Raw genomic sequence first — 22774 nt, forward strand, 5'->3', positions numbered from 1 at the left:
GGAAAGCCGCCCGGCGGCGCGGACCCGGCGCTATGACGGACGCCGGGGCCGCGCCGCGGGACGACGGGCTCAGAGCAGCCGGCCGGGCTTGTAGCCCACGCCGTCCGGGTAGCGGCCCGCGACCGCGTCGATCCTCGCCACGAGCGCCGCGACCTGCTCGGCCGCCGCCCCCGTGAACCCGATGCGGTCGGCCAGCAGTTCGTCGAGCTCCGCACGGTCCAGGGGGAAGCGCTCGTCCGCCGCGAGACGGTCCAGCAGGCGGTTGTCGGCGCCGTCGGAACGCATGTCGAGGGCCGAGCCGACCGCGTGCTCCTTGATGACCTCGTGGGCGGCCTCCCGGCCCACGCCCCGGCGCACGGCCGCCATCAGCATCTTCGTCGTCGCCAGGAAGGGCAGGTACCGCTCCAGCTCCGCCTCGATCATCGACGGGAAGACCTCGAACTCGTCCAGCACCGTCAGCAGGGTCTCCAGCATCCCGTCCAGGGCGAAGAACGCGTCGGGCAGCGCGACCCGGCGCACCACCGAGCAGGACACGTCGCCCTCGTTCCACTGGTCGCCCGACAGCTCGGCGGCCATCGACGCGAAACCGCGCAGGACGATCATCAGCCCGTTGATCCGCTCGCACGAACGGGAGTTCATCTTGTGCGGCATGGCCGAGGACCCGACCTGGCCCTCCGCGAAGCCCTCGGTGACCAGCTCGTCGCCGGCCATCAGCCGGATCGAGCGGGCCAGCGAGGAGGGGCCGGCAGCCAGCTGCACCAGCAGGCTCAGCACCTCGTAGTCCAGCGAGCGCGGGTAGACCTGACCCACGCTGGTGAAGCGGTGGGCGAAGCCGAGGTGCGCCGCGATGCGGTCCTCCAGCTCCGCCAGCCGGCCGCGGTCACCGCCGAGCAGGTCGAGCATGTCCTGCGCGGTGCCGACCGGGCCCTTGATGCCCCGCATCGGGTAGCGGCCGATCAGCTCGTCCAGCCGCCCGAAGGCCACCAGCACCTCTTCCGCCACGGTGGCGAAGCGCTTGCCCAGCGTCGTGGTCTGCGCCGCCACATTGTGCGAACGGGCCGCCATGACCTGGTCCGAGTGCTGCGCGGCCAGCCGGCCGAGCCGCGTGAGCACGGCGACGGCCCGGTCCCGCACCAGCACGAGGCTGTCGCGGATCTGGAGCTGCTCGACGTTCTCGGTCAGATCGCGCGAGGTCATGCCCTTGTGGATGTGCTCGTGGCCCGCGAGGGCGTTGAACTCCTCGATCCGGGCCTTCACGTCGTGGCGGGTGACCTGCTCCCGCTCGGCGATGGAGTCCAGGTCGATCTCGTCGACGACCCGCTCGTAGTCGGCTATCGCCTGCGCGGGCACGTCGATGCCCAGCTCCCGCTGCGCGGTGAGCACCGCCAGCCACAGCCGGCGCTCCAGCACGATCTTGTGCTCGTGCGACCAGAGTTCGACCAGTTCCTGCGAGGCGTAGCGGGCCGCCAGTACATCCGGGATGTTCGCGTTCATCGCACTGCTTTCCGAGTCGGATCGATGTCAGTGGTGCTGATTCCGTCGTTGTTCGCCTTGGTGAACCAGAAGTCCCTGATCAGACCGCGGCGACGCAGCTCCTCGGCCCATACGGAGGCCGCCTCCGGCCGCTGCGTGAAGGCGAAGCAGGCCGGGCCGGTCACGCTGAGCGCGATCGCGTCGACCGAGGGCTCCGCGCGCCCCGCCTCCAGCACGCTCGTCACCGCCTCGCCCTGGAACGCGATCTGCGCCTGCTTGAAGTGGCCGGTGAAGGTGATCTCGTCGACCGCCGCGCAGAAGGCTTCGTAGTCCTGCTCCAGGACCGCCGGGGCGAGCCCCATGAAGACCAGGTGCGAGGTGCGCCAGGACTCCTGCGGGGGGATCGGGGTGACCTTCTGGAACCAGTCCAGTTCCTCTTGGCCGCCCAGGTGGCGGCCGTTGGTGAGCAGGACGAGGACCGGCCAGTCGGGGAAGTCGAGCCTCACCACGGGCTTCGGCGGCGCGACCTCGCGGGCGAACCGGCTCGGGCGCAGGAAGTCCTGCGGCGCCCGGGCGAACTCCGGCGGGTTGCGGTGCCCGCCGTCCACGAGGAAACCGCCGTACTCGGCGAGGCCGGTGCTCGCCCCCGAGGTCCGGCCACGGCCGAGGATCTGCGCGAGCTCCCGCAGATCGGTCTTCTGCCCGCACAGCCGCCCGTACGCGTGCCCGATGGCGAGCAGCGTGTTGGTCTTCGAACCGAACCCGCTGTGCTGGGGCAGCGGTTCGGTGACGTCCACGCGGGCCGCGGGGCCGTCCCAGAGCCCGCGCAGGGTCTCGACGGCCGCGGTCACCTCCCGGGTGGTCTCCTCGGCCGTGCCGCTCACCACGGTGGTCCCGTCGGCGGCGGCCCGCACCTCGGCCGTCAGTCCGGGGCGGTCCACGGCCATGGCGGCGATGCCGTTGCGGCGCATCGAGGTGCCGTCCAGGCTGATGAGGGTGAAGCTCAGGCGGGCCGGGGCGGACACCCGCACGCCGCCGCGCGCCGTCACAGCCCGGTCCGCTCGCCGAGGGTGGCCCCGGTGGCCGCCACGAAGTCCCGTACCGCGGCCGACAGCCGCTCGCGCGCGGCGTCGGACGGAGCGGTCCACAGCACGGTCAGCGCCGCGTACACCTCGCTGGTCGCGGCCACCGCGGCGGATCCCAGCGGCGCCGGCGGCGCCCACCGGTCGCGCGGCAGCCCCGCGCGGATGTTCTGCTGGACGAGCTCGCGCAGACCCGGGTGGAGGTGGCGCAGGAGCTCCTTACAGACCGGTACGCCGTCGTGGTAGAAGCGGTTCTCGTCCGGGGTGCCGGCGTGGTCGATGACCATCAGCTCGCCGTCGGCGTCGAACCCGTACTCGGCCTTGCCGTCGACGAGTTCCATGCCGACCGACTCGCAGTGCGCCGTGAGGACCGGGGCCAGCGCCTGCGTCAGCTTCTCGATCCGGGCGATGTCCTCCAGGCCGACGCGGCCGACGGCCGCGGCCTCCTCGCGGGTGACGAAGCGGTCGGTCTCCTCGAACTTCGTGGTGAACTCGACCATCACCTCCGCCAGCCACGGGGAACCGGGCTCGCGGCGGCCCGGCACCAGCGCCGGGTCCAGGCGCCCGGCCGCGACCCGCCGGTGCACCGAGGACTCCCGGGGCAGCGCGCCCCGGTAGACGACCTGGAGCGGGATCATGCCGCCCGGCCCCGTCCTCGCCCGGCGGCCCTCGAAGTCGATGTCGAGGAGCTTGATGCGGATGGCGTTGTCGGAGACCTGCTCGACGAAGTGCGTGCTGATCCCGGCATCGGCCATCAGCCCGAACGACCGGACCGCCATGGCGCAGGAGGCCTTGCCCTTGCCCGGTATCTCGTCGGGCATGACGCCGAAATCGAAGACGGAGTATCGATCCGTGAACGTCAGGATCCCATCACCGGGCCGGCCGTCCGCGGGCGGTGTCAGTGTGTACAGATCCTTCGTGGACCAGCGCTTCATCGACTCTTCTCTCTGGATTGCGCCCCACAAGCGGCACGGTGGCTCCCAGAGTTGAAGACGATCTCGGCCCTCGGGATGTGACAACTCCGTCCGCCGCGCCCCGCCGTCACTCCGGCGCGGGCTCGAACCCGAAGGCCCTGCCGTACAGCTCCAGCTCGGTGCGCAGGGTCCGCCGCACCGTCTCCGCCTTGCGGAAGCCGTGCCCCTCGCCCTCGAAGGCCTCGTACGTGTAGGCCACGTCGGAGTCCTTCAGCCGCGCCAGCAGCAGCTCGGCCTGGCTCGGCGGGCAGATCGCGTCCTGCGTGCCCTGGAACAGTGCGAACGGGGCCCGGATGCGGGCGGCGCCGTGCAGCGGGGAGCGCCGCTCGTACAGTTCGCGGCTCTCGGGCCACGGGCCGATCAGCGTCTGGGCGTACCGGGACTCGAAGTCGTGGGTCGTGCGCTGCCAGGTGTCCGCGTCCAGCACCGGGAAGTGGATCGCGGCGGCCCGGTACAGCCCGGGCTCGGCGATGAGCGAGGCCGCGGCGGTCCAGCCGCCCGCGCTCGCCCCGCGGATCGCGATCCGCAGCGGGTCGGCGAGCCCTTCGGCCGCCAGCCCGCGGGCCGCCGTCGCGCAGTCGCGTACGTCGACCACGCCCCAGCCGCCGCGCAGCCGCTCCCGGTACGCCCTGCCGTAGCCGGTGGAGCCGCCGTACTGGACGTCCAGGACGCCGATGCCGCGGCTGGTGAAGTACGCGATGTGCGGGTGCGGGGTCATGTGGGTGCGGTTGGTGGGACCGCCGTGCGCCAGCACCACGTACGGGGGCAGCTCTCCCTCGGGGGCGCGGTACGCCGGGTGGTGCGGCGGGTAGACGTGCGCGTGCACCTCCTCGCCGCCGGGGCCCCGGTAGGTCCGCCGGAAGGGGGCGGGCGCGAGCTCGTGGTGCTCGTGGGCGGGTGCGCGCAGGGTCTCGATGCTGCCGTCGGCCGGGTCCACCAGCACCACGGTGGGCCGGTGCCCGGGACCGGCCGCCACGGCGGCGATCCGGCGGCCGTCGGTGGCGGGCGAAGTCCACTCCGTGTAGGGGCACTCGGCGCGCGGCCCGTCGGTGCCGGGCCCGTCGGTGCCGAGGGCGGTGAGTTCGCCGCCCGGGCCGAGGAGCCCGAGCCGGCGGCTTCCGGCGCCGTGGGTGACCGCGGTGCTCCCGTCGCGCAGGGGCAGGAACCAGCGGGTGCCGATCCGCCACAGCGCCTCGCCGAACTCCTCCTCCCGGGGGCAGAGGTTCTCGGCGTCCCCGCCGGCGGTGACCTCGTGGAGGTTCCACCAGCCGTCCGGGTCGGTGACCGCCAGCAGCCGGCCCGAGCCGTCGGTGGCCCACTCCGCCTGGGCGACCGCCTGCCCGGTGCCTCCGGCGGCCCGCACCGGCGGGCCGAGCAGGCCCTCCGGCGAGATCTCCGCGACCATGAGCTCGGAGCTGTCCCAGGGCATGTCGGGGTGGTTCCAGCCGAGCCAGGCGACGCGACGGCCGCCCGGCTCGATCCGCGGGCCGGTCATGAAGGCGTGGCTCGCCGCCAGCACCCGTACGCAGCCGGGGTCCTCGGCGGCGCTGCCGTCGAGCGGCAGGGCCACCAGCTCGCGGAGGCCGCCCCGGACCTCGCGCAGGCACCAGACCTCCGCGGCGAAGGCGGCGAAGTCCCCGTAGCGGTACGCCCCTTCCGGATCGGCCGGCGGGCTCAGCGGCTCGGGGCGGGTGCCCGGCCACCACCGGTACACGCGCTGGTCGGCCCAGTGGGTGAAGACGATGCCGTCGCCGAGGTGGCCGGACAGCGGGAGCCAGGGCCGGGCCCCGTACTCATTGAGGCGGCTGCGCACGTCCCAGCCCGGCGGCAGCACCTCCTGGGGGGAGCCGTCCGGGCCCCGCCGCATCAGGGCGCCCCGTCCGCCGTCGTGGGCCAGGGGCTCGGTCCACCAGACCTCGCCACCCACGAAGTCCAGCCACTCCGGCAGGGTCGCACCGCGGGCCACGTCGCGGGCGCCGAGCGCCGAGCGCCAGCTCCCGTACGGCTCCTGTAACGGATCGTCGTGCAGCATGCCTTCACCCCTGGATGTGTTTCGGTGTGTTGCGGTGCGCGGACTCAGTCGAGCAGCAGGGCGACGAGCGCGGCGACCGCGTCCTCGTCGTTGGACGGCAGGACGAGGTCCGCGGCGAGCCGCACCTGCGCGGGCGCGTTCGCCGGTGCGGCCCCGAGGCCGGCCAGTCGCAGCATCGTCAGGTCGTTGAGGCCGTCTCCCACGGCCACCGCGGCCGGCGGTTCCAGCGCCAGCTCCGCGCAGATCCACTTGAGCGCCTCGGATTTTCCGGTGCCGGGCGGGACGAGCTCGACGAACGCCCCTCCCGAGGCGGTGGCCACCGCCGCGGCGCCGACCACGCGCTGGACCCGCTCCACGACTGCCGCGTCACAGACCGTGCCCGTGTGCACGAGCACCTTCGGCACGGGCTGCTCCAGGAGCAGCCCGGTCGCCTGCGCGTCACGGCGCTCGACGTGGTTCCAGTGCCGCGAGGCCTCCTGCGGGAAGGGGTCGATCGTCACGGTGCGGTCCAGGAGGTCCAGCGCGCAGGACCAGCCGGCGGCGGCCCCCTCCACGGCCGCCACGAGCCGCCGTGCCTCCTCGGGCCCGAACCCGACCAGCCGCCGCGGGGCGGCGGCTCCCGGACCGTGGATCACCGCCCCGTTGCTGTACGCCCAGTACGCCGACCCGGGCACCCGGGAGGACACCGCCCGCGCCACGTCGCGGCGCGGCCGGGCCGTGATGACGGCGAGGGCGAGGCCCGCGTCCCGTGCCCGCAGCAGTGCGGCGGACACGGCGTCCGTGACCCGGCCGCCCGAGTCGAGCAGCGTTCCGTCGAGGTCACAGGCGAGGAGCCGGTGGCGGCCGCGGCCCGTCACCGCGCTCACCCTGCCGCCGGGGCGGCCTCGGCGGGCTTGCGGCTCTCGGGGAGCCGGTGGCACAGGGCCAGGAACCCGGTGCCCAGCAGGCAGCACACCGCGGTCGCCGCGGCGGCCGGGCCGGGGCTGTAGACCTCCAGCACCAGGCCCGCGAGGGCCGAGCCGAGGGCGGTGCCCGTGGTGAGCAGCGTGATCAGCCAGGCGAAGGCCTCGGTGACCGTGCCCTCCGGGGCCAGCGCGTCGACCAGCGTGAAGGACACCACCAGCAGCGGGGACAGGAACAGGCCGGTCGACAGGCAGACGAGGGCCATCACCCCCGCCGGGGCCATGGTGGCGACGAGCAGGTACGTCACCGTGAGCCCGCCGCCGTAGAGCACGGCCTGCGCCGTCGGGGCCATCGGCCACTCGCGCCGGCCGTAGGCCACCGCGCCGATGAGCGCCCCGACGGCCGACAGCGCGAGGAGCGTGCCGGCCCCGCCCGCGACGTGCTCGCGCTCGGCGTAGGCCACGGCCACGATGTTCAGCCCGCCGATGGCCGCGCCGGCCCCGGCCAGGCCGAGGAAGAGCATGACCAGGGCGCGGCTGCGCAGGGGGCCGAGCCAGTCGCGGGTGCCGGGCTGTCCGCGCCACTCCCGGGAGGGGCGCGAGCTCGCCATGATCAGGGTGCCGACCAGACACAGGGCCGCGGACAGCAGCACCGCGGCTTGCGGGCTGCCGAGCGCCACCGCTGCCGAGACGATCAACGGTCCGCCGATGAAGACGAGTTCCTGCGCGGCGGCGTCCATGGAGAAGGCCCGTTGGAGGTTCTCCTGGCCGACCAGGCGCGGCCACAGGGTACGCAGGCACGGCTCCAGCGGCGGTGTAGCCGCCCCGGCCAGCACCGCGCCGGCCAGGACCACCGCCCGGTTCGAGGGCCCGAGTGCGATCAGCACGGTGCCGCAGCTGGACAGCACGGCGGAGGTGACCAAGACGTCTCTCTGGCCCCAGCGGTCCACCATGCGCCCGAGCACGGGCCCCCCGACCGCCCCCGCCACGGCGAGCACCGCGGTCGCGAGCCCGACGAAGCGGAAGTCCGCGTCGTGCGCGCGCAGGGTGAGCGTCATGGCGAGGGCGGTCATCGCGGTCGGCAGCCGTCCGATCAGCGAGCCGCCCAAGGCGTGCGGAACGGACGGTCTGCGCAGCAGTGCCACATAGCTCAAGTTGTCATCTCCTGATCAACGAAGCGCAGAACCAGGCCCGTTACGCCGACCTCGTTCAGGCGCAGTTCGACGTGCGCGAGGCCCGAGCGCCTGCGCGCGACCTGCTCGTGGCTGAGCGGGATCCACAGCCATCCGCTGTCCAGCCAGGCCAGTCCCACCGTCTCCTCGCCGCTGGCCGGCGGGATGGCGGGCAGGACGTGGTCGGGGATGTCCGGCACGTTGACCGCGCAGACACCGCCGTCGGAGGTGAAGCTCACCGCCGCGACCGCCTGGAAGTCGACGGAGTTGTCTTCCGACGATCCGCATCCACAGGATCCGGACCGCACGGGCACGGAGGCCAGTTCGGCCTCCAGCACACCGGTGACCGCGTTCCACTCGGTGACGAAGCTTTGCGGCGCCATCAGAACGCTCCCATCAGGTAGCAGATGAACTTCTGACTCACACGTGCTGGAGCCGGTCGAAGCCGACCGCCGGCGGGGTTCCCAGCCGCGCCGGCCGTAGTTCGACCTCTCCGAGGACGGTGTCGGCGGGGGCGGCGACCACCCACGACACCACTGACGCCACCGATTCGACGCTCATCTTGTGTTCGGAGAAGTCGTCGTCGAAATTGCGGATGGCACCGGGGTTGAGCAGGGTCGTGCGGACGCCGTTGGGCCGCTCCTCCATCAGCAGCACCTCGGCGACGGACCGCAGGGCCGCCTTGGTCGCGCAGTACGCCAGCCCGCCCTCGAAGGGGCGCTCGCCCGCGTGCGAGCCCATCAGCACGATGTGCCCGCCGGCGGCCCGCAGGGCGGGCAGGGCCGCCTGGATGATGCGTATGTTGGAGGTCAGGTTGACGGCCACCGCGGCGTCCCAGTCCGCCGGGCTGAGCTCCTCGACCCTGCCGAGGCTGCGCGTGACCGCGTTCAGCACCAGCAGATCCAGCTCCGGTACGCCGTCCAGGACCGCCCGCGCCGCTTCGTACGCGGCCTGCCCGTCGGTGAGGTCGGCGCTGACGGGGTCGGTGTGGTCGTCACAGGAGCGCCGGTTCAGGCAGCGGACGCGGAAGCCGTCCTCGGTGAGGCGGCCGCGGATGGCCCGGCCCGTGCCCCGGTTGGATCCCGTCACGAGCGCCTGTCGCTCACGCACGGGTGATGATCCCCATGAGCTCGGTCCACCGCTTGATGATCTCGTCACCCGAGGCGCCCTGGCGGAAGAGGTCCTTGTCGTAGCACTCGCCGTCCGCGGACCGCAGCCGCATGCAGTCGGGCGAGATCTCCGAGTTGATCACCACTCCGCGCTCCTTGTCGGGCGCGATGATCAGGCAGAAGTCCCAGAGGTCCAGGGGTTCCAGGAGCCTGCGCAGCACGGCGTTGCAGTGCTGCGCCGCCTCGTGGAACGCGTCGACGTCCAGGCCCAGCATCCGGAGGTAGTCCTCGCCGATCGGCTGGTCCTCGGGGTCGGTCCGGTAGTCGAACTTGACCACGGGCCGGTCCAGCAGCTGCCCCTCGGTGAACAGTCCGGGGTACTTGCGCATCGTCGAGCCCGTCGCGCGGTTCTTGACGATGACCTCGAACGGCGAGGAGGGCCGGTAATCGGCCAGGTAGGACAGGGGGCCGGTCCGCTCGCGGAAGACCGTGTGCACGCCCTCGTCGGCCAGCTTGCCGGACACGTGCTCGTAGAAATCGAGGCGCAGTTCGGCCGTTCCGTCGATCAGTTCGTCACGGTTGAAGGTGTGGCTGCGCAGGGAGGGGATCAGCTCGACCAGGCAGGTGTCGGAATCGACCAGCCAGACCTTCTTGCTGCGTCCTTCGATATCGGGCTGCCGGGTCATCACATGGGAATGCACGCCTCAAGTCCATTCTGGTCCGCGACGCGAACCGGTGAGAAGGAAAGGGAAGGTGCCCGTCGGGGCAACCATGCAGAAACGTTTCTTTGGTGGCCGGAATCCGGCATGGATCCGACCGGGGTCGGCCGGGATCCGGCCCCTCGGGCAAGGGGCGACTACACCGCGTCGGCGGCCAGCGCCCCGGGGGCCTGCGCCTTGGCGGACACCAGCTTGCGCCGGCCCGAGAACAGCAGCAGCACCGTGACCGAGACGCCCAGGGCGCCGCACGCCGCGCCCCAGTGCTCGCTGGAGTGCTGGAGGACTCCGCCGGTGATCGCGGAGCCCAGGGAGGTGCCCGTGGCGAACAGCGTGATCAGCCAGGCGAACGCCTCGGTGACCGTGCCCTCCGGGGCCAGTTCGCCCACGAGCATGAAGGTGGTGGCGAGCAGAGGGGCCAGGAACAGCCCCGTCAGGACCATCAGCGGCCCCATCAGTGCCGGCGGCGGCAGCAGGATCAGCAGGGTGTACCCGCTCAGCAGCCCCAGGGCCAGCGACAGCGCCCGCCGCGGGAGCGGAGCCGCCCACTTGCGTGCCCCGTAGAGCAGTACGCCGACCAGCGACCCTCCCGCGTGCAGGGCCAGCAGGCCGGGCGCCCCGCCCGGGAACCCCTTCCGCTCCGCGTAGTGCACGACCAGGATGTTGAGGGTGCCGATGGCGAAGCCGACACCGGCCAGGCACACCAGCAGGACGACCAGGCCCCGTTCACGCAGGGGCCCGAGCCAGTCCGTCGACCGGGCCTCGGTCCGCCAGCGCCGCGAGGGACCGGCGCTCGCGACCACCAGCACGCCCACGATGCCCAGTGCGGCCTGGGCCCAGAGCACCGCGGTGGGCGAGACCAACGCCACCGTGCCCGCCACCACGAGGGGCCCGGCCACGAAGACCAGTTCCTGTGCGCTGGAGTCCAGCGCGTACGCGGACTCCAGCTCCCGCGACGGCACCAGGTCCGGCCACAGCGCGCGAAGGCAGGGCTCCAGCGGGGGCGTTGCCGCGCCCGCCAGCGCAGCGCCCACCAGCACCAGCGCATGCCGCTCCGGCGCGATGGCGATGGTGACGAACCCGGCCGCCGCCAGGACGGCGGTCACGAGCAGGATCAGTGTCTGGCCCCGCCTGTCCACCGCGCGCCCCACGAGCGGCGCGCCGATCGCTGCCGAGATCGCGAAGGTTCCCGCCGTCACGCCGATGAAGCCGTACGAGGCGCCCGCGTCGCGCAAAGCCAGCGGTACCGCGAGCGCGGCCATGGCCGAGGGGAGCCGGCCCACCCAGCTCCCGGTGAGGAGCCGGAACACCGAGGGAAGCCGGAGGATGTGTAAGTAGGCCATGCGTGGTGGTCCCCATCTCGATGGGCGGAGTTGGATGTCAGTCGCCGGGCGGCCTCATCGAAGAGCACCGCAAAGCGAGTGGTCAGGCACCCGGCGCCGTCCCGCCGTGCACGAAACTAAGATCACCCAGTAAGGGTTCTTCCGACCCGAGACCCCTGTCAAGGGCAGACTTGAGACAGGCTCGAGCCATTGGCCGGAAGTGCATGCCCCCCACATCCGTCCTGCGCGGCGCGGAAGTTGGGCGCGGGCACGGCGCCGACCCCTTGCCACGCGGGTCCCCTGCCTGGAAACTGACGGATCGTCAGGTCAGTGCGAGGAAAGGAACCGGGGATGCAGACCATCTGGCTCGGCGGGCCCGAATGGGCCGCCGTTCTGCGGATCGGGCTCGGGCTGTGGTGGCTGGAGAGCTGGCGGCACAAGGACAAGAAGGAATGGTTCGGCGGCGGCGGCATCCGCTGGGCCGCCGGGGTCGCGGCCGAGCACCGATGGGCCTTCGTCACGCGCGGCTTCGACCTGGTGGTGAAGCCCCACCCGCGCTTCATGGCCTACCTCGTCGCCTACGCGGAACTGGCCCTCGGGCTCGGCCTCGTCTTCGGATTCCTGACACCGATAGCCCTGGTGGCGGGCCTGGTCCTGAACCTCGTCTACCTCGTGCTCATGATCCACGACTGGGGCGAGCAGGGGCAGAACCTGATGATGGCGCTGATCTCGGCCGTCGCCTTCTTCGCCATGGGCTGGCAGGTCTGGTCGCTGGACAACGCCATCGGCCTCTTCTGACGCCCTCAGCCCAGCGGGTTCGCCGCGATCCGGGCGGCCGCGCCGCCGGCGACGTACGCGGCCGCCGCGCAAGCGGGCTTGCGTACGGCCTGGTCCTCCACCAGCGCGAGGAAGGACGCGCCGAAGTCACCCCGCGGATGCGCCGCGAGGAGGTCGGCGGTGAACGCCGGGTCGAAGTCCGCGACCCGCAGCCCCGAGACGTCCGCGCTCGTGCCGACCTGGAGCAGATGGCTCTCCACGTCCTCGGCCGCCGTCACGTCGTCGCGCATGTGCAGCACGATGACCTCCTCCGCGCGCGCCCGCCGCTCCACCGGCCAGCCCAGCCCCGCCGTCAGGACGCGCGCGACGTGACCGCCCGCCTCCTCGAAGGGCAGGGTGTGGCTGTCGAAGGGCGCGGTCAGGCCGAGGTCGTGCAAGAGGGCGCTGACATAGAAGAGTTCCGCGTCGTACGCCAGCCCGTGCTGCTCCGCGTACCGCACGCCGAAGGCGTAGGAGCGCACGGAGTGGCCGAGCAGCACCGCGTCCGCGTACTCGGTGGCGATGTCCAGGGCGGCGCGCCCCGCCGGGGTGTCGAGAGTCCAAGTCATGAGGCGTCAGCGTAGGGGGCGCCAGGTGAAGTCCACCTCGGAGGGGCCCTGTTCCCCCGGCCACGCGAGCAGCCGGGCCGGCGCCGGCGGGGTCTCCGCGAGGACGGTGCCGCGCGAGACGACGTACCGCGGGCGCACCTGGCGGCGGATCGCCTCCTCGGGGCTCGGCGCCGGCAGCAGCACGAAGGAGGCCGGGGCGCCCTCCGTGATCCCGTACTCCGCGCCCGACAGGCCGAGTACGCGCGCCGCGCGGTCCGTCACCATCGAGAACGCCGCCGGGATCTCGTCCGCGCCCGTGAGCTGGGCGGCGTAGACGCCGACCAGGGCGGTCTGCAGCGGATTGCCGGTGCCGAGCGCGTTCCACGGGTCCATCACGTCGTCGTGCCCGAAGGCCACATTGACCCCCGCGGCCAGCATCTCCTTGACCTGGGTCAGGCCCCGCCGCTTGGGGTAGGCGTCGAAGCGGCCCTGGAGGTTCAGGTTGGCGAAGGGGTTGGAGACCAGGTTGATCCCGGAGCGCGCCAGCAGCCGCTGGAGTTTGAAGCTGTACGCGCCGCCGTAGGAGCCCATCGCCGTCGTGTGCGAGGCCGTCGCCCGCTCGCGCAGGCCCGAGCGCAGGGCGAGGGTCGCCAGCACCTCCACGAACCGGGACTGCTCGTCGTCGATCTCGTCGCAGTGGGCGTCCACCCGCAGCCCGTACTCCTCGGCCAGCGCGAAGGCCGTGCCCAGCGAGGCCACCCCGTCCTCGCGCGTGTCCTCGAAGTGCGGGATCGCGCCGACGACGTCGGCCCCGCGGACGATCGCCTCGCGCAGCAGCGCCTCGCCGTCCGGGAAGGAGACGATGCCCTCCTGCGGGAAGGCCACGATCTGCAGGGTCATGACGTCCCGCACCCGGTCGCGGACCTCCAGCAGCGCGTCGAGCGCCGTCAGCGCCGGATCGGTGACGTCGCAGTGGGTGCGCACGTGCAGCACGCCCTGGGCCGCCTGCCAGCGCAGCACCTCGGTGGCCCGCGCGATCACGTCCTCGCGGGTCAGGGTCCGCTTGCGCTCGCTCCAGCAGGCGATGCCCTCCCAGAGGGTGCCGGAGACGTTCGGCCGCGGTTCGCCCGCGGTCAGGGCGGTGTCGAGGTGGATGTGCGGCTCGACGAAGGGGGCGCTGAGCAGCGCGCCGTGGGCTTCGATCAGCACGCCCGTCGCCGGCGGTTCCTTCTGGTCGTCGTACGGGACCACGCGCGCGATCCGCCCGTCCGGCGCGACCTCGACGTCATGGAGGCCCCGGCTTCCGGGGCCGTCTTGGGTGTGCAGCAGCCGGGCGCCCCGGACGATCATCCGCATGGCGCCACCCTACGCAGCGGGGGCTCAGCCGCGCTTGGACTGCGCCTTCTGCTGCATGCCCCGCGTCTTCGCGGCGTTCGAGTGCACGTCCCTGACCGCGGCCTTGGCACGTGCCTCGGCCGCCGTGTTCTTGGCCATCGCACGCTCGGAATCCTGGTGGCCGTGCTGACCGGTACGAGCCTTCCTGGCCATGATCACTCCTCCTCGGAGGTGCCGGAACGATCGGCGTACGCACACCACCATGCACCTGTCCGGACCAGTCGGCATCCCGGGCCATCGGGTTACATAGGGCCTATGACTGACGCACACGCCATGCCCGACTGGGAAAAGCGGTTCAGGGCGCCGCGCGTAGGGCTGCCCGACTGGGCCGAGGACGCGCCGGACCGTTCGCTCTTCGTCTCCAACGCGACCGGGACCTACGAGCTCTACGCCTGGGACCGCGCCACCGGCGCGCAGCGGCAGGCCACCGACCGCCCCAACGGCACCACCGACGGCGCCCTCTCCCCCGACGGCGAGTGGATCTGGTGGTTCTCCGACACCGACGGAGACGAGTTCGGCACCTGGGTGCGCCAGCCCTTCGCGGGCGGCCCCGACGAGCCGGCCACCCCCGGGCTGGAGCCCTCGTACCCGGCCGGGCTCGCCATCGGCCGTGACGGCACGGCGGTCGTCGGCCGCTCCACCGACGAGGACGGGTCCACCATCCACGTCGTACGGACCGACGGCAGCGCGCCCGTCGTCGTCTACCGGCACCCGGAGTCGGCCGGCGTGGGCGACCTGTCGCACGACGGGACCCTGATCGCCGTCGAGCACACCGAGCACGGCGACGCCATGCACTGCTCCCTGCGCGTGCTGACCCTCGACGGCAAGACCGTCGCCGAGCTGGACGACTCCAAGGGCGGCACCGAGGAGCTCGGCCTGGAGGTGCTCGGCTTCGCCCCGGTCGCGGGCGACACCCGGCTCCTGATCGGCCACCAGCGGCGCGGCCGGTGGGAGCCGATGGTGTGGGACGTGGCCACCGGCGCCCAGGAGGAGCTGGCGGTCGAGCTGCCGGGCGATGTCAGCGCCGAGTGGTACCCGGACGGTTCCGCACTGCTGATCGCGCACAGCCACGAGGCCCGCAGCGAGCTGTGGCGCTACGACCTGGCCGCGCGCGGTCTGCTGCGGCTGGACACCCCGCCGGGAACGGTGTCGGGCGCCACGGCGCGGCCCGACGGGTCGGTGGAGTACCAGTGGTCCTCGGCGGCCGAGCCCTCGGCTCTGCGGTCGACCGCGGGCGGGGTCGTACTGGACCCTCCCCCGGCTACCGCCGGGGGGACCCCCGGCTTCAGGGCGCCCGGCTCGGTGCCGGTGGAGGACGTGTGGGTGGAGGGCCCCGGCGGGCGGATCCACGCGCTCGCGCAGCGGCCCGTGGGCCACGGCGACGGCCCCTTCCCGACCGTCTTCGAGGTGCACGGCGGGCCCACCTGGCACGACAGCGACGCCTTCGCGGCGGGCCCGGCGGCCTGGCTGGACCACGGCTTCGCGGTGGTCCGGGTGAACTACCGGGGCTCGACCGGGTACGGGCGCGAGTGGACCGACGCGCTCAAGCACCGGGTCGGCCTGATCGAGCTGGAGGACATCGGGGCGGTCCGCGCATGGGCCGTCGCGAGCGGCCTCGCGGACCCGGCGCGCCTCGTCCTGTCGGGCGGCTCGTGGGGCGGCTACCTGACGCTCCTGGGCATCGGCATGCAGCCCGAGGACTGGGCGGTGGGGCTGGCCGCCGTACCGGTCGCCGACTACGTGACGGCCTACCACGACGAGATGGAGGCCCTGAAGTCCCTGGACCGCACGCTCTTCGGCGGCACGCCGCAGGAGGTCCCGGAGCGCTTCGAGGTGTCCTCGCCGCTGACCTACGTCGACGCGGTCAAGGCCCCCGTGCACATCGCGGCGGGCGTCAACGACCCGCGCTGCCCGATCCGGCAGATCGACAACTACGTGGACCGGCTGGCGGCGCGCGGGGCGGTGCACGAGGTGTACCGCTACGACGCCGGGCACGGCTCGCTGGTCGTGGAGGAGCGGATCAAGCAGGTCCGGATGGAACTGGACTTCGCCCTGAAGCACCTGCCGGCCTGACCCAGCGGAAGGGTTCCCGGTGCACCCCCGTACGGTGGTGGGGTGCACCGGTTTCTCCTGACCCCGCGCTGGTGGGGGATCAACGTCTTCGTCGCGCTCGGCGTTCCCTTCTGCCTGTTCATGGGGACCTGGCAGCTCGGCCGGTTCGAGGACCGCGTCGCCACCCACGAGGAAGTGGCTGCCGCGCGGCCCGCCGACCAGGCGCCCGCGCCGCTCGATGCGCTGCTCCCGGTGGACAAGAAGACCTCCGGACGCCTCGCCTCCGCCTCCGGGGAGTACGCCGAGCAGCTGCTCGTCCCCGACCGGTCGCTCGACGGCAAGGCCGGCTTCTACGTGCTGACCCTGCTCAGGACCGACTCCGGCAAGGCCGTCCCGGTGGTCCGGGGCTGGCTGCCGGGCACCGCGGACGCCGGCCGGGCGCCGGCCGCGCCCACCGGGCACGTCGAGGTGACGGGCGCGCTACAGCCCTCGGAGAACTCCAGCACCAAGGGCGTGCGCGCGGAGGGCGGTCTGCCGGCCGGGCAGCTCGGCGTGATCGGCGCGGCCTCGCTCGTCAACCTCGTGCCCTACGAGCTGTACGACGCCTGGCTGACCGTGCAGAGCCCCGCGGACGGGCTGACCGCGGTGCCCGCGCAGGCACCGCCCAACACCGGGCTCGACCTCAAGGCCTTCCAGAACCTCGGCTACACCGGCGAGTGGTTCGTCTTCGCCGCCTTCGTGCTCTTCATGTGGTTCCGCCTCTACCGCCGCGAGGTGGAAACCCTGCGCGACGCGGAAGCGGGCCTGGCCGCCGCGTAGGCCGAGGCCCCCTACGGCTTCGCCGGGACGTCCACCGGGATCACTCCCGTGCGGTACACCGTGCCCCCGCAGGCGTCGGGGATCGTCGTCTGCGTGGTGGCCGCGCCGGGCAGCGTGGTGCTGGGCGTGTGCGACACCGCCACCCCCGTACCCGCCGGAGCCGGCGGTGGCGTCGCGCCCGTCCCGCCCGTCGACCCGGTGCCCGTACCGCCGCCCGTACCGCCGGCGCCCCCCGGATCCGCGCCCGAGGCCTCCAACGGGGCCCGTGCCACGCCGCCCTGCGGCTGCACACCGCCCGGGTCCGCGGTCGTCGCCGCACAGCCCTGCGCCGGCGGCACGTACGCGAAGCGGACCTCGTACGCCGCGTTCGGCGCGAGCAGCATCAGCGGCGCCTCCTTCGACGGATCGGGCAGCAGCCCGGCCGCCGGATCCCCCGCGGTGTGTTCGACGACGGCCACGCCGGTGCCGCCCTGGCCGGGCGCGGGCCCGCTCGCCGGGGCCGCGGTCACGCTGTCCGGGCCCAGGACCGTACAGCCGCGCGCCGAGACGTTGGTGACCTTGAAACTGCCGTAGACCTTGCCGTCCGCCTCCCGGGGCCGCGCACTGGCCGACACCCCCAGCTGCTCGGCGCTGCAGCCGGGCACGCCCGGGGCCGCCGGCGGGGGCAGCATCCCGGTGCCGGAGCCGACGATGCTCCCGCTCCCGGGGAACACGCCGAGGCCCGAGGAGCCGGCGCTCGGCCCGGCGTCGGGGGCGCCGCTGGGCACCGGCGAGGGCAGGCCCGCGGTGCCGCCGGCCCCGCCGGGATCGCGGCCCGAGCGCTCGGCGGGCCTCGGCTGGGCGCCGGAGCCGTTCTGGTGCGGGTCAAAGGCGCCTGCGCTCTGGCCGCCCTGCTGCTCGCCGTGGCCGGCCATGGCCGGGTGGTCGGGGTGGCCGCCGGGGGCCGCGGTCAGGTGCAGGGCCGTCGGGATCGCGGCCCCGGCCAGCAGCACCGCCGCGGCCGCGCCGACGGCGGCCCGGCGCTTGCGGGTCCGGCGCACGGGGACGGCGTACCGCAGGCGGTCCAGCGCGCCCTCGGAGGGTTCGAGTCCCCCGACGGCTCCGTGCAGCAGGCTCCGCAGTGCCTGCTCCTCGATCGGCTTGTGGTCCTCGTTCATGACTGCGCAGCCTCCATCGCCACCCGCAGCGCGGCAATGCCCCGCGATCCGTACGCCTTCACCGAGCCGAGCGAGATGCCGAGCGTCTCCGCCACTTGGGCCTCCGTCATGTCAGCGAAGTAGCGCAGCACCAGCACCTCGCGCTGGCGCCGCTGGAGTCCACGCATCGACTTGATGAGATCGTCCCGCTCCAGCTGGTCGTACGCGCCCTCCTCCGCGCTCGCCATGTCCGGCATCGGCTTCGGCAGCAGCTTCAGGCCGAGGATGCGGCGGCGCAGGGCGGAGCGCGAGAGGTTGACGACGGTCTGGCGCAGGTACGCCAGGGTCTTGTCCCGGTCGCGGACCCGGTTGCGGGCGGAGTGCACGCGGATGAAGGCCTCCTGGACCACGTCCTCACAGGAGGCGGTGTCGTCGAGGAGCAGCGCGGCGAGCCCGAGGAGCGAGCGGTAGTGGGCCTGGTAGGTCTCGGTGAGGTGGTCGACGGTGGTCCCCGCGGCCACGTCGCTCAGCCCGGCCGGCCCGGTCACATCGACCGCGGGGGCCGCCGAGGCCGCCGAGGCCTTCGCGGGCGCTCCGGTGCCGCTCCGGGTGCCGTCCGCGCTATCGCGGGGCGCGGGCACGCGGCCGCCCCGGATCGGCACGGCGGACGGCGGGGCGGCGGTCGCGGTCGCGGTGGGAGCGGAGGTTGCCGGGCGGGCCGGCGGGCCGGGAACGATCACCGGGAAGCCGTCGGAAAAGCGCGAACCCCGGCGCGACGGATATCCCCCGGTGCGCACCGGTATGACTGCGAAGTCCAGCAATGCCTCTGCCACGCCTGTTGGACACGCGTCCCCCCGTCAGGGTTGTACGCGCGAGGCGGACTCACCCGCGATATCCCCAATGCCCTCATGCGTCAGTGCCGCTCTTCCCGGTTGCCCCGTCTTTCGAGGCGGCAGTCGGGCCATCACCTTGATCAAGGGATCAGTGACGATCCTACAAAGTGAAAGTCGCAAACTCACCCGCGACCAGTTCCGCGATCCGGGTCGCGTTCAGCGCGGCGCCCTGGCGCAGATTGTCGGCGCAGACGAAGAACTCCAGGCCGCGCGGGTCGTCGAGCGAGGCCCGCACCCGCCCCACCCAGGCCGGATCCGTGCCCGCCGCGTCCGAAGGGGTCGGAAACTCCCCCGCCGCCGGATCGTCCACCAGCACCACCCCCGGCGCGGCTTCCAGGACCTCCCGGGCGCGTGCGGCGTCGACCTCCGCCTCGAAGCGGGCCCGCACGGTCAGCGAGTGCCCCGTCAGCACCGGCACCTGTACGCAGGTCACCGCCACCGGGAGCCGGTCGAGCCCCAGGATCCGGCGGGTCTGCGCCCGTACGGCCAGCTCGTGCGAGGACCAGCCGTCCGCGCACAGCTCACCGGACCACGGCACGACGTTCAGCGCGAGCGGCGCCGCGAAGGGGCCGGTGTCCTCGCCGACGGCGCGGCGCACGTCCCCGGGCAGCTCCCCCAGGGAGGTCCCGGCCACGAGCGCCAGCTGGCGGCGCAGCGCCTCGGAGCCGGCCCGGCCGGCGGCGCTCGCGGCCTGGTACGAGGAGACGGCCAGGTCGGCCAGCCCGTACTCGGCGTGCAGCGCGCCCAGCGAGGCGATCATCGCCGCGGTCACGCAGTCCGGCCCGGCGACGATCCCGCGCGGCAGCGTCCGTACGGCGTGCCCGTTCACCTCGGGCACCACCAGCGGCACCTCGGGGTCCTCGCGGAACGCCGACGACCGGTCCACCACGACGGCCCCGCGCGCGGTGACGACGGGCGCCCACCGCGCCGAGACCTCGGCCGGGGTCAGGAAGAGCACGACGTCGCCCGCACCGAGGCCGTCGAAGGCGTCCTCGGTGAGGGCGAGCACCTCGGTCTCGCGGGCCCGGACGGTCAGCGTCCGGCCGGCCGAGCGCGCGGAGGCGATCAGCCGTATGTCGCCCCAGACGTCCGCCCGCTGGGACAGGATCCGGAGCACGACGGAGCCGACAGCTCCGGTCGCCCCGACCACGGCGAGCGCCGGGCCGGAGGACCGGGTCGCGGTCATCGTCCGCTGCCTCCGTAGACGACGGCTTCGTCGCTGTCGGAGTCGAGGCCGAAGGCCGTGTGCACGGCACGGACGGCCTCGTTGACGTCGTCCTGGCGGGTCACGACCGAGATCCGGATCTCCGAGGTGGAGATCAGCTCGATGTTGACGCCCGCGTCGGACATCGCCTGGAAGAAGGCGGCGGTGACGCCCGGATTGGTCTTCATGCCCGCGCCGACCAGGGAGATCTTGCCGATCTGGTCGTCATAGCGCAGGGACTCGAAGCCGATCCGGCCCTTCGCCTTCTCCAGGGCGTCGATGGCCTTGTGGCCCTCGGTCTTGGGGAGGGTGAAGGAGATGTCCGTCAGACCCGTGGAGGCCGCGGACACGTTCTGCACGATCATGTCGATGTTGATCTCGGCGTCGGCGACGGCGCGGAAGATCGCCGCGGCCTCACCCGGCTTGTCCGGGACGCCGACGACCGTGATCTTGGCTTCGGAGACGTCGTGAGCGACTCCGGAGATGATGGCGTGCTCCACCTGCTCGTCCCCTTGCGGATTCTCGTTGCTGACCCAGGTGCCCGGAAGTCCCGAGAAGGACGACCGGACGTGGATCGGGATGTTGTATCGGCGTGCGTACTCGACACAGCGGTGCAGCAGCACCTTGGAACCGGAGGCGGCGAGCTCCAGCATGTCCTCGGAGGAGATCCAGTCGATCTTCTTCGCCTTCTTCACGACGCGGGGGTCCGCGGTGAAGACGCCGTCGACGTCGGTGTAGATCTCGCAGACCTCGGCGTCCAGCGCCGCGGCCAGCGCGACGGCGGTCGTGTCCGAGCCGCCGCGGCCGAGGGTGGTGATGTCCTTGCTGTCCGCGGACACGCCCTGGAAACCGGCGACGATGGCGATGTTGCCGCCGTCCAGCGCGGTGCGGATACGGCCCGGCGTGACATCGATGATGCGCGCTTTGTTGTGGACCGAGTCGGTGATGACGCCCGCCTGGCTACCGGTGAACGACTGGGCCTCGTGGCCCAGGTTTTTGATCGCCATGGCCAGCAGCGCCATGGAGATCCGCTCTCCGGCGGTCAGCAGCATGTCGAATTCGCGCCCGGCAGGCATCGGGGACACCTGCTCGGCGAGATCGATCAGCTCGTCCGTCGTGTCGCCCATCGCGGAAACCACGACGACCACCTGGTGGCCGTTCTTCTTGGCATCCACGATCCGCTTGGCGACGCGCTTGATGCCCTCGGCATCGGCTACGGAGGAGCCTCCGTACTTCTGCACGACAAGGCCCACGTGCGCTCCTCGCTCGGTCCGTCTCATTGCTGGTGCAGTCTAACGAGCGACCGCGATCCGGCCGCTCCATGCCACATCATGAGACGAACAGATCAAAGAACGGGTTCCCTGACCAGGCGATTTCCGGAAATCCGGTCATCGGAACGGCGGAATCTCACGGCCTGCCGAGGCCGCCGAGCTCCTCCGCCATCACCCGTCCGGCCTGCTCCGCGAGCTCCTCCTCGGCCAGGTCCTCGTCCGTGTCGAGGCCGTCGAGCGCCTCCAGCGGCTGGTCCAGGCGTACGTGCGCGACGAGCGACTGCAGGGCGCGCAGGGTCGCCGAGGCCGTCGGACCCCAGTTCGTGAAGTACGAGAACTGCCACCACCACAGCGCCTCGGTGATCCGGTCCGACTGGTAGTGGATGAGGCCGTGGCGCAGGTCGGCCACCACGTCGGCCAGGTCGTCGGAGATCCGGTGCGCGACCGGGGCCTTGCGCGGCTCGTAGGGGTCGAAGACCTCCGAGTAGACGTCGACCGGCTCCAGCATCAGCGCGAACCGCTCGCGCAGGTCGTCCACGTCCGGCTCCGGGCCGAGGTCGGGCTCGTAGCGCTCGTCCGGCAGGACGTCCTGGTACGCACCCAGCCGGCCGCCCGCCAGCAGCAGCTGGGAGACCTCCAGGAGGAGGAAGGGCACCGCGCTGTCCGGGTCCTCGCCCTTGGCCACCTCGGTGACCGCGACGATGAAGGACTCGATCTGGTCGGCGATCTGGACGGCGAAATCGTCCGGATCCTGGCCCAGGGCGTGCAGCGTTGCGTCAGACATCGAGAAGTCGCCTTCCTTCAAAGGCCCGCCCCAGCGTGACCTCGTCCGCGTACTCCAGATCTCCCCCGACGGGGAGCCCGCTGGCCAGGCGGGTGACCTTCAGGCCCATGGGCTTGATCATGCGAGCGAGGTACGTGGCGGTCGCCTCGCCCTCCAGGTTCGGGTCGGTGGCGAGGATCAGCTCGGTCACCTCGCCGTCCGCGAGACGCGCCAGCAGCTCGCGGATGCGCAGGTCGTCCGGTCCGACGCCCTCGATCGGGCTGATCGCGCCGCCCAGGACGTGGTACTTGCCCCGGAACTCGCGCGTCCGCTCGATCGCGACGACGTCCTTCGACTCCTCCACCACGCAGATGACCGTGGTGTCGCGGCGCGGGTCACGGCAGATGCCGCACCGCTCCTCCTGCGCCACGTTCCCGCACACCGCACAGAACCGGACCTTGTCCTTGACCTCCAGCAGCGTGTGCGCGAGGCGGCGGACATCGGTGGGCTCGGCCTGCAGGATGTGGAAGGCGATCCGCTGCGCGCTCTTGGGCCCGACGCCGGGCAGCCTGCCCAGTTCGTCGATGAGGTCCTGGACCACGCCTTCGTACAACGGACTGCCTTCTTTCGTTACGTGTGCGGTCGGGTGCGGTCGGGTGCGGGAGAGGGGTCTAGAAGGGGAGGCCGGGGATGCCGCTGCCGCCGCCCAGACCCTGGGCGAGGGGGCCCAGCTTCTGCTGCTGGAGCGCCTGGGCGTTCTCGTTGGCCGCCTGGACCGCCGCCACCACCAGGTCGGCGAGGGTCTCGGTGTCCTCCGGGTCCACGGCCTTCGGGTCGATCACCAGGGCGCGCAGCTCACCGGAGCCGGTGACGGTCGCCTTGACCAGGCCGCCGCCCGCCTGACCCTCGACCTCGGTCATGGCCAGCTCTTCCTGGGCCACGGCGAGGTCCTGCTGCATCTTCTGGGCCTGCTGGAGCAGCTGCTGCATGTTGGGCTGGCCACCACCGGGAATCACAGGTCACTCACTCCGTAGGATCGGTCCAAGCCTGGTACAGCTCGGTCAATCCGAGCCTACGTGCTCCCCGCGCGCCGCG

General features: G+C 72.7%; 23 protein-coding genes. 3 read left to right on the top strand and 20 right to left on the bottom strand.

The annotated features are described in order from the left end of the window. Positions 1–69 precede the first annotated feature (69 nt). The 10 genes from purB to ACFWBF_RS04710 all read right to left on the bottom strand — a co-directional run bounded on the left by purB (position 70) and on the right by ACFWBF_RS04710 (position 10803). Positions 70–1494 carry an adenylosuccinate lyase gene (gene purB, locus ACFWBF_RS04665; protein WP_385595111.1) on the bottom strand — a complete coding sequence of 475 codons (1425 nt, stop codon included), beginning with the start codon at positions 1492–1494 and terminating at the stop codon, positions 70–72. Continuing rightward, on the bottom strand, positions 1491–2522 hold the full coding sequence (locus tag ACFWBF_RS04670; RefSeq protein ID WP_385595114.1) for a beta-ribofuranosylaminobenzene 5'-phosphate synthase family protein: 1032 nt from the start codon (positions 2520–2522) through the stop codon (positions 1491–1493). The genes purB and ACFWBF_RS04670 overlap by 4 nt, the downstream gene beginning before the upstream one ends. Continuing rightward, the gene (locus ACFWBF_RS04675; RefSeq protein ID WP_385595116.1) at positions 2519–3490 is read right to left on the bottom strand and encodes a phosphoribosylaminoimidazolesuccinocarboxamide synthase; all 972 of its coding nucleotides are present in this window, start codon (positions 3488–3490) and stop codon (positions 2519–2521) included. The genes ACFWBF_RS04670 and ACFWBF_RS04675 overlap by 4 nt, the downstream gene beginning before the upstream one ends. Before the next feature lie 106 nt (positions 3491–3596). Continuing rightward, positions 3597–5561 (bottom strand): alpha/beta hydrolase family protein, encoded by a 1965-nt coding sequence (locus ACFWBF_RS04680; RefSeq protein WP_385595119.1) that lies wholly within the window; start codon positions 5559–5561, stop codon positions 3597–3599. A 44-nt stretch (positions 5562–5605) separates the two neighbouring features. Then, positions 5606–6418, bottom strand: coding sequence for an HAD family hydrolase (locus ACFWBF_RS04685; RefSeq protein ID WP_385595121.1), 813 nt, complete (start codon positions 6416–6418; stop codon positions 5606–5608). Between the two features lie 5 nt (positions 6419–6423). Beyond that, on the bottom strand, positions 6424–7608 hold the full coding sequence (locus tag ACFWBF_RS04690) for an MFS transporter (protein WP_385595267.1): 1185 nt from the start codon (positions 7606–7608) through the stop codon (positions 6424–6426). 5 nt (positions 7609–7613) lie between these two features. Further along, positions 7614–8018, bottom strand: coding sequence for a hypothetical protein (locus ACFWBF_RS04695; protein ID WP_385595123.1), 405 nt, complete (start codon positions 8016–8018; stop codon positions 7614–7616). Between the two features lie 37 nt (positions 8019–8055). After that, the gene (locus ACFWBF_RS04700; protein ID WP_385595128.1) at positions 8056–8745 is read right to left on the bottom strand and encodes an SDR family oxidoreductase; all 690 of its coding nucleotides are present in this window, start codon (positions 8743–8745) and stop codon (positions 8056–8058) included. Continuing rightward, positions 8738–9445 (bottom strand): phosphoribosylaminoimidazolesuccinocarboxamide synthase, encoded by a 708-nt coding sequence (locus ACFWBF_RS04705; RefSeq protein ID WP_385595132.1) that lies wholly within the window; start codon positions 9443–9445, stop codon positions 8738–8740. The genes ACFWBF_RS04700 and ACFWBF_RS04705 overlap by 8 nt, the downstream gene beginning before the upstream one ends. 155 nt (positions 9446–9600) lie before the next feature. Then, on the bottom strand, positions 9601–10803 hold the full coding sequence (locus ACFWBF_RS04710; protein WP_385595134.1) for an MFS transporter: 1203 nt from the start codon (positions 10801–10803) through the stop codon (positions 9601–9603). A gap of 330 nt (positions 10804–11133) precedes the next feature. Here ACFWBF_RS04710 and ACFWBF_RS04715 point away from each other — a divergent pair, with 330 nt between their 5' ends. Then, positions 11134–11580: a DoxX family membrane protein gene (locus tag ACFWBF_RS04715; protein WP_385595136.1), complete on the top strand. Its 447-nt coding sequence runs from the start codon at positions 11134–11136 to the stop codon at positions 11578–11580. 5 nt (positions 11581–11585) lie between these two features. Here ACFWBF_RS04715 and ACFWBF_RS04720 read toward each other — a convergent pair whose 3' ends face one another. From ACFWBF_RS04720 to ACFWBF_RS04730, 3 genes are read right to left on the bottom strand one after another with little or no spacing between them, the layout of a single operon-like run. Beyond that, positions 11586–12167, bottom strand: a complete 582-nt coding sequence (locus ACFWBF_RS04720; RefSeq protein ID WP_385595139.1) for an HD domain-containing protein — start codon at positions 12165–12167, stop codon at positions 11586–11588. 6 nt (positions 12168–12173) lie between these two features. After that, positions 12174–13502: a cytosine deaminase gene (gene codA / locus ACFWBF_RS04725; RefSeq protein WP_385595142.1), complete on the bottom strand. Its 1329-nt coding sequence runs from the start codon at positions 13500–13502 to the stop codon at positions 12174–12176. 24 nt (positions 13503–13526) lie between these two features. Further along, entirely contained in the window at positions 13527–13694 is a 168-nt protein-coding gene (locus ACFWBF_RS04730) for a hypothetical protein (protein WP_385595145.1), read from the bottom strand. 102 nt (positions 13695–13796) lie between these two features. Between ACFWBF_RS04730 and ACFWBF_RS04735 the strand changes: the two genes are divergently transcribed. Both ACFWBF_RS04735 and ACFWBF_RS04740 read left to right on the top strand, forming a co-directional pair. Continuing rightward, positions 13797–15614, top strand: a complete 1818-nt coding sequence (locus tag ACFWBF_RS04735) for a prolyl oligopeptidase family serine peptidase (protein ID WP_385595149.1) — start codon at positions 13797–13799, stop codon at positions 15612–15614. 42 nt (positions 15615–15656) lie between these two features. Next, on the top strand, positions 15657–16412 hold the full coding sequence (locus ACFWBF_RS04740; protein WP_385595152.1) for an SURF1 family protein: 756 nt from the start codon (positions 15657–15659) through the stop codon (positions 16410–16412). An 11-nt stretch (positions 16413–16423) separates the two neighbouring features. Here the strand turns inward: ACFWBF_RS04740 and ACFWBF_RS04745 are convergent, their stop codons facing one another. The 7 genes from ACFWBF_RS04745 to ACFWBF_RS04775 form a co-directional block, all read right to left on the bottom strand. Continuing rightward, positions 16424–17569 carry a hypothetical protein gene (locus tag ACFWBF_RS04745; RefSeq protein WP_385595156.1) on the bottom strand — a complete coding sequence of 382 codons (1146 nt, stop codon included), beginning with the start codon at positions 17567–17569 and terminating at the stop codon, positions 16424–16426. After that, a complete protein-coding gene (locus ACFWBF_RS04750) occupies positions 17566–18288 on the bottom strand; it encodes a SigE family RNA polymerase sigma factor (RefSeq protein WP_385595270.1) in 723 nt (240 codons plus the stop codon). Before ACFWBF_RS04750 ends, ACFWBF_RS04745 begins: the two co-directional genes overlap by 4 nt. Before the next feature lie 253 nt (positions 18289–18541). Continuing rightward, a complete protein-coding gene (locus ACFWBF_RS04755; RefSeq protein WP_385595160.1) occupies positions 18542–19627 on the bottom strand; it encodes an aspartate-semialdehyde dehydrogenase in 1086 nt (361 codons plus the stop codon). Continuing rightward, positions 19624–20898 carry an aspartate kinase gene (locus ACFWBF_RS04760; protein WP_365923570.1) on the bottom strand — a complete coding sequence of 425 codons (1275 nt, stop codon included), beginning with the start codon at positions 20896–20898 and terminating at the stop codon, positions 19624–19626. The genes ACFWBF_RS04755 and ACFWBF_RS04760 overlap by 4 nt, the downstream gene beginning before the upstream one ends. Before the next feature lie 154 nt (positions 20899–21052). Beyond that, the gene (locus ACFWBF_RS04765) at positions 21053–21700 is read right to left on the bottom strand and encodes a DUF5063 domain-containing protein (protein ID WP_385595163.1); all 648 of its coding nucleotides are present in this window, start codon (positions 21698–21700) and stop codon (positions 21053–21055) included. Next, a complete protein-coding gene (gene recR, locus ACFWBF_RS04770; RefSeq protein WP_385595166.1) occupies positions 21693–22292 on the bottom strand; it encodes a recombination mediator RecR in 600 nt (199 codons plus the stop codon). The genes ACFWBF_RS04765 and recR overlap by 8 nt, the downstream gene beginning before the upstream one ends. Positions 22293–22350: 58 nt before the next feature. Continuing rightward, entirely contained in the window at positions 22351–22695 is a 345-nt protein-coding gene (locus tag ACFWBF_RS04775) for a YbaB/EbfC family nucleoid-associated protein (protein ID WP_385595169.1), read from the bottom strand. Positions 22696–22774 lie beyond the last annotated feature (79 nt).

The sequence above is a fragment of the Streptomyces sp. NPDC060028 genome (assembly GCF_042736725.1).
Taxonomy (GTDB): Bacteria; Actinomycetota; Actinomycetes; order Streptomycetales; family Streptomycetaceae; genus Streptomyces.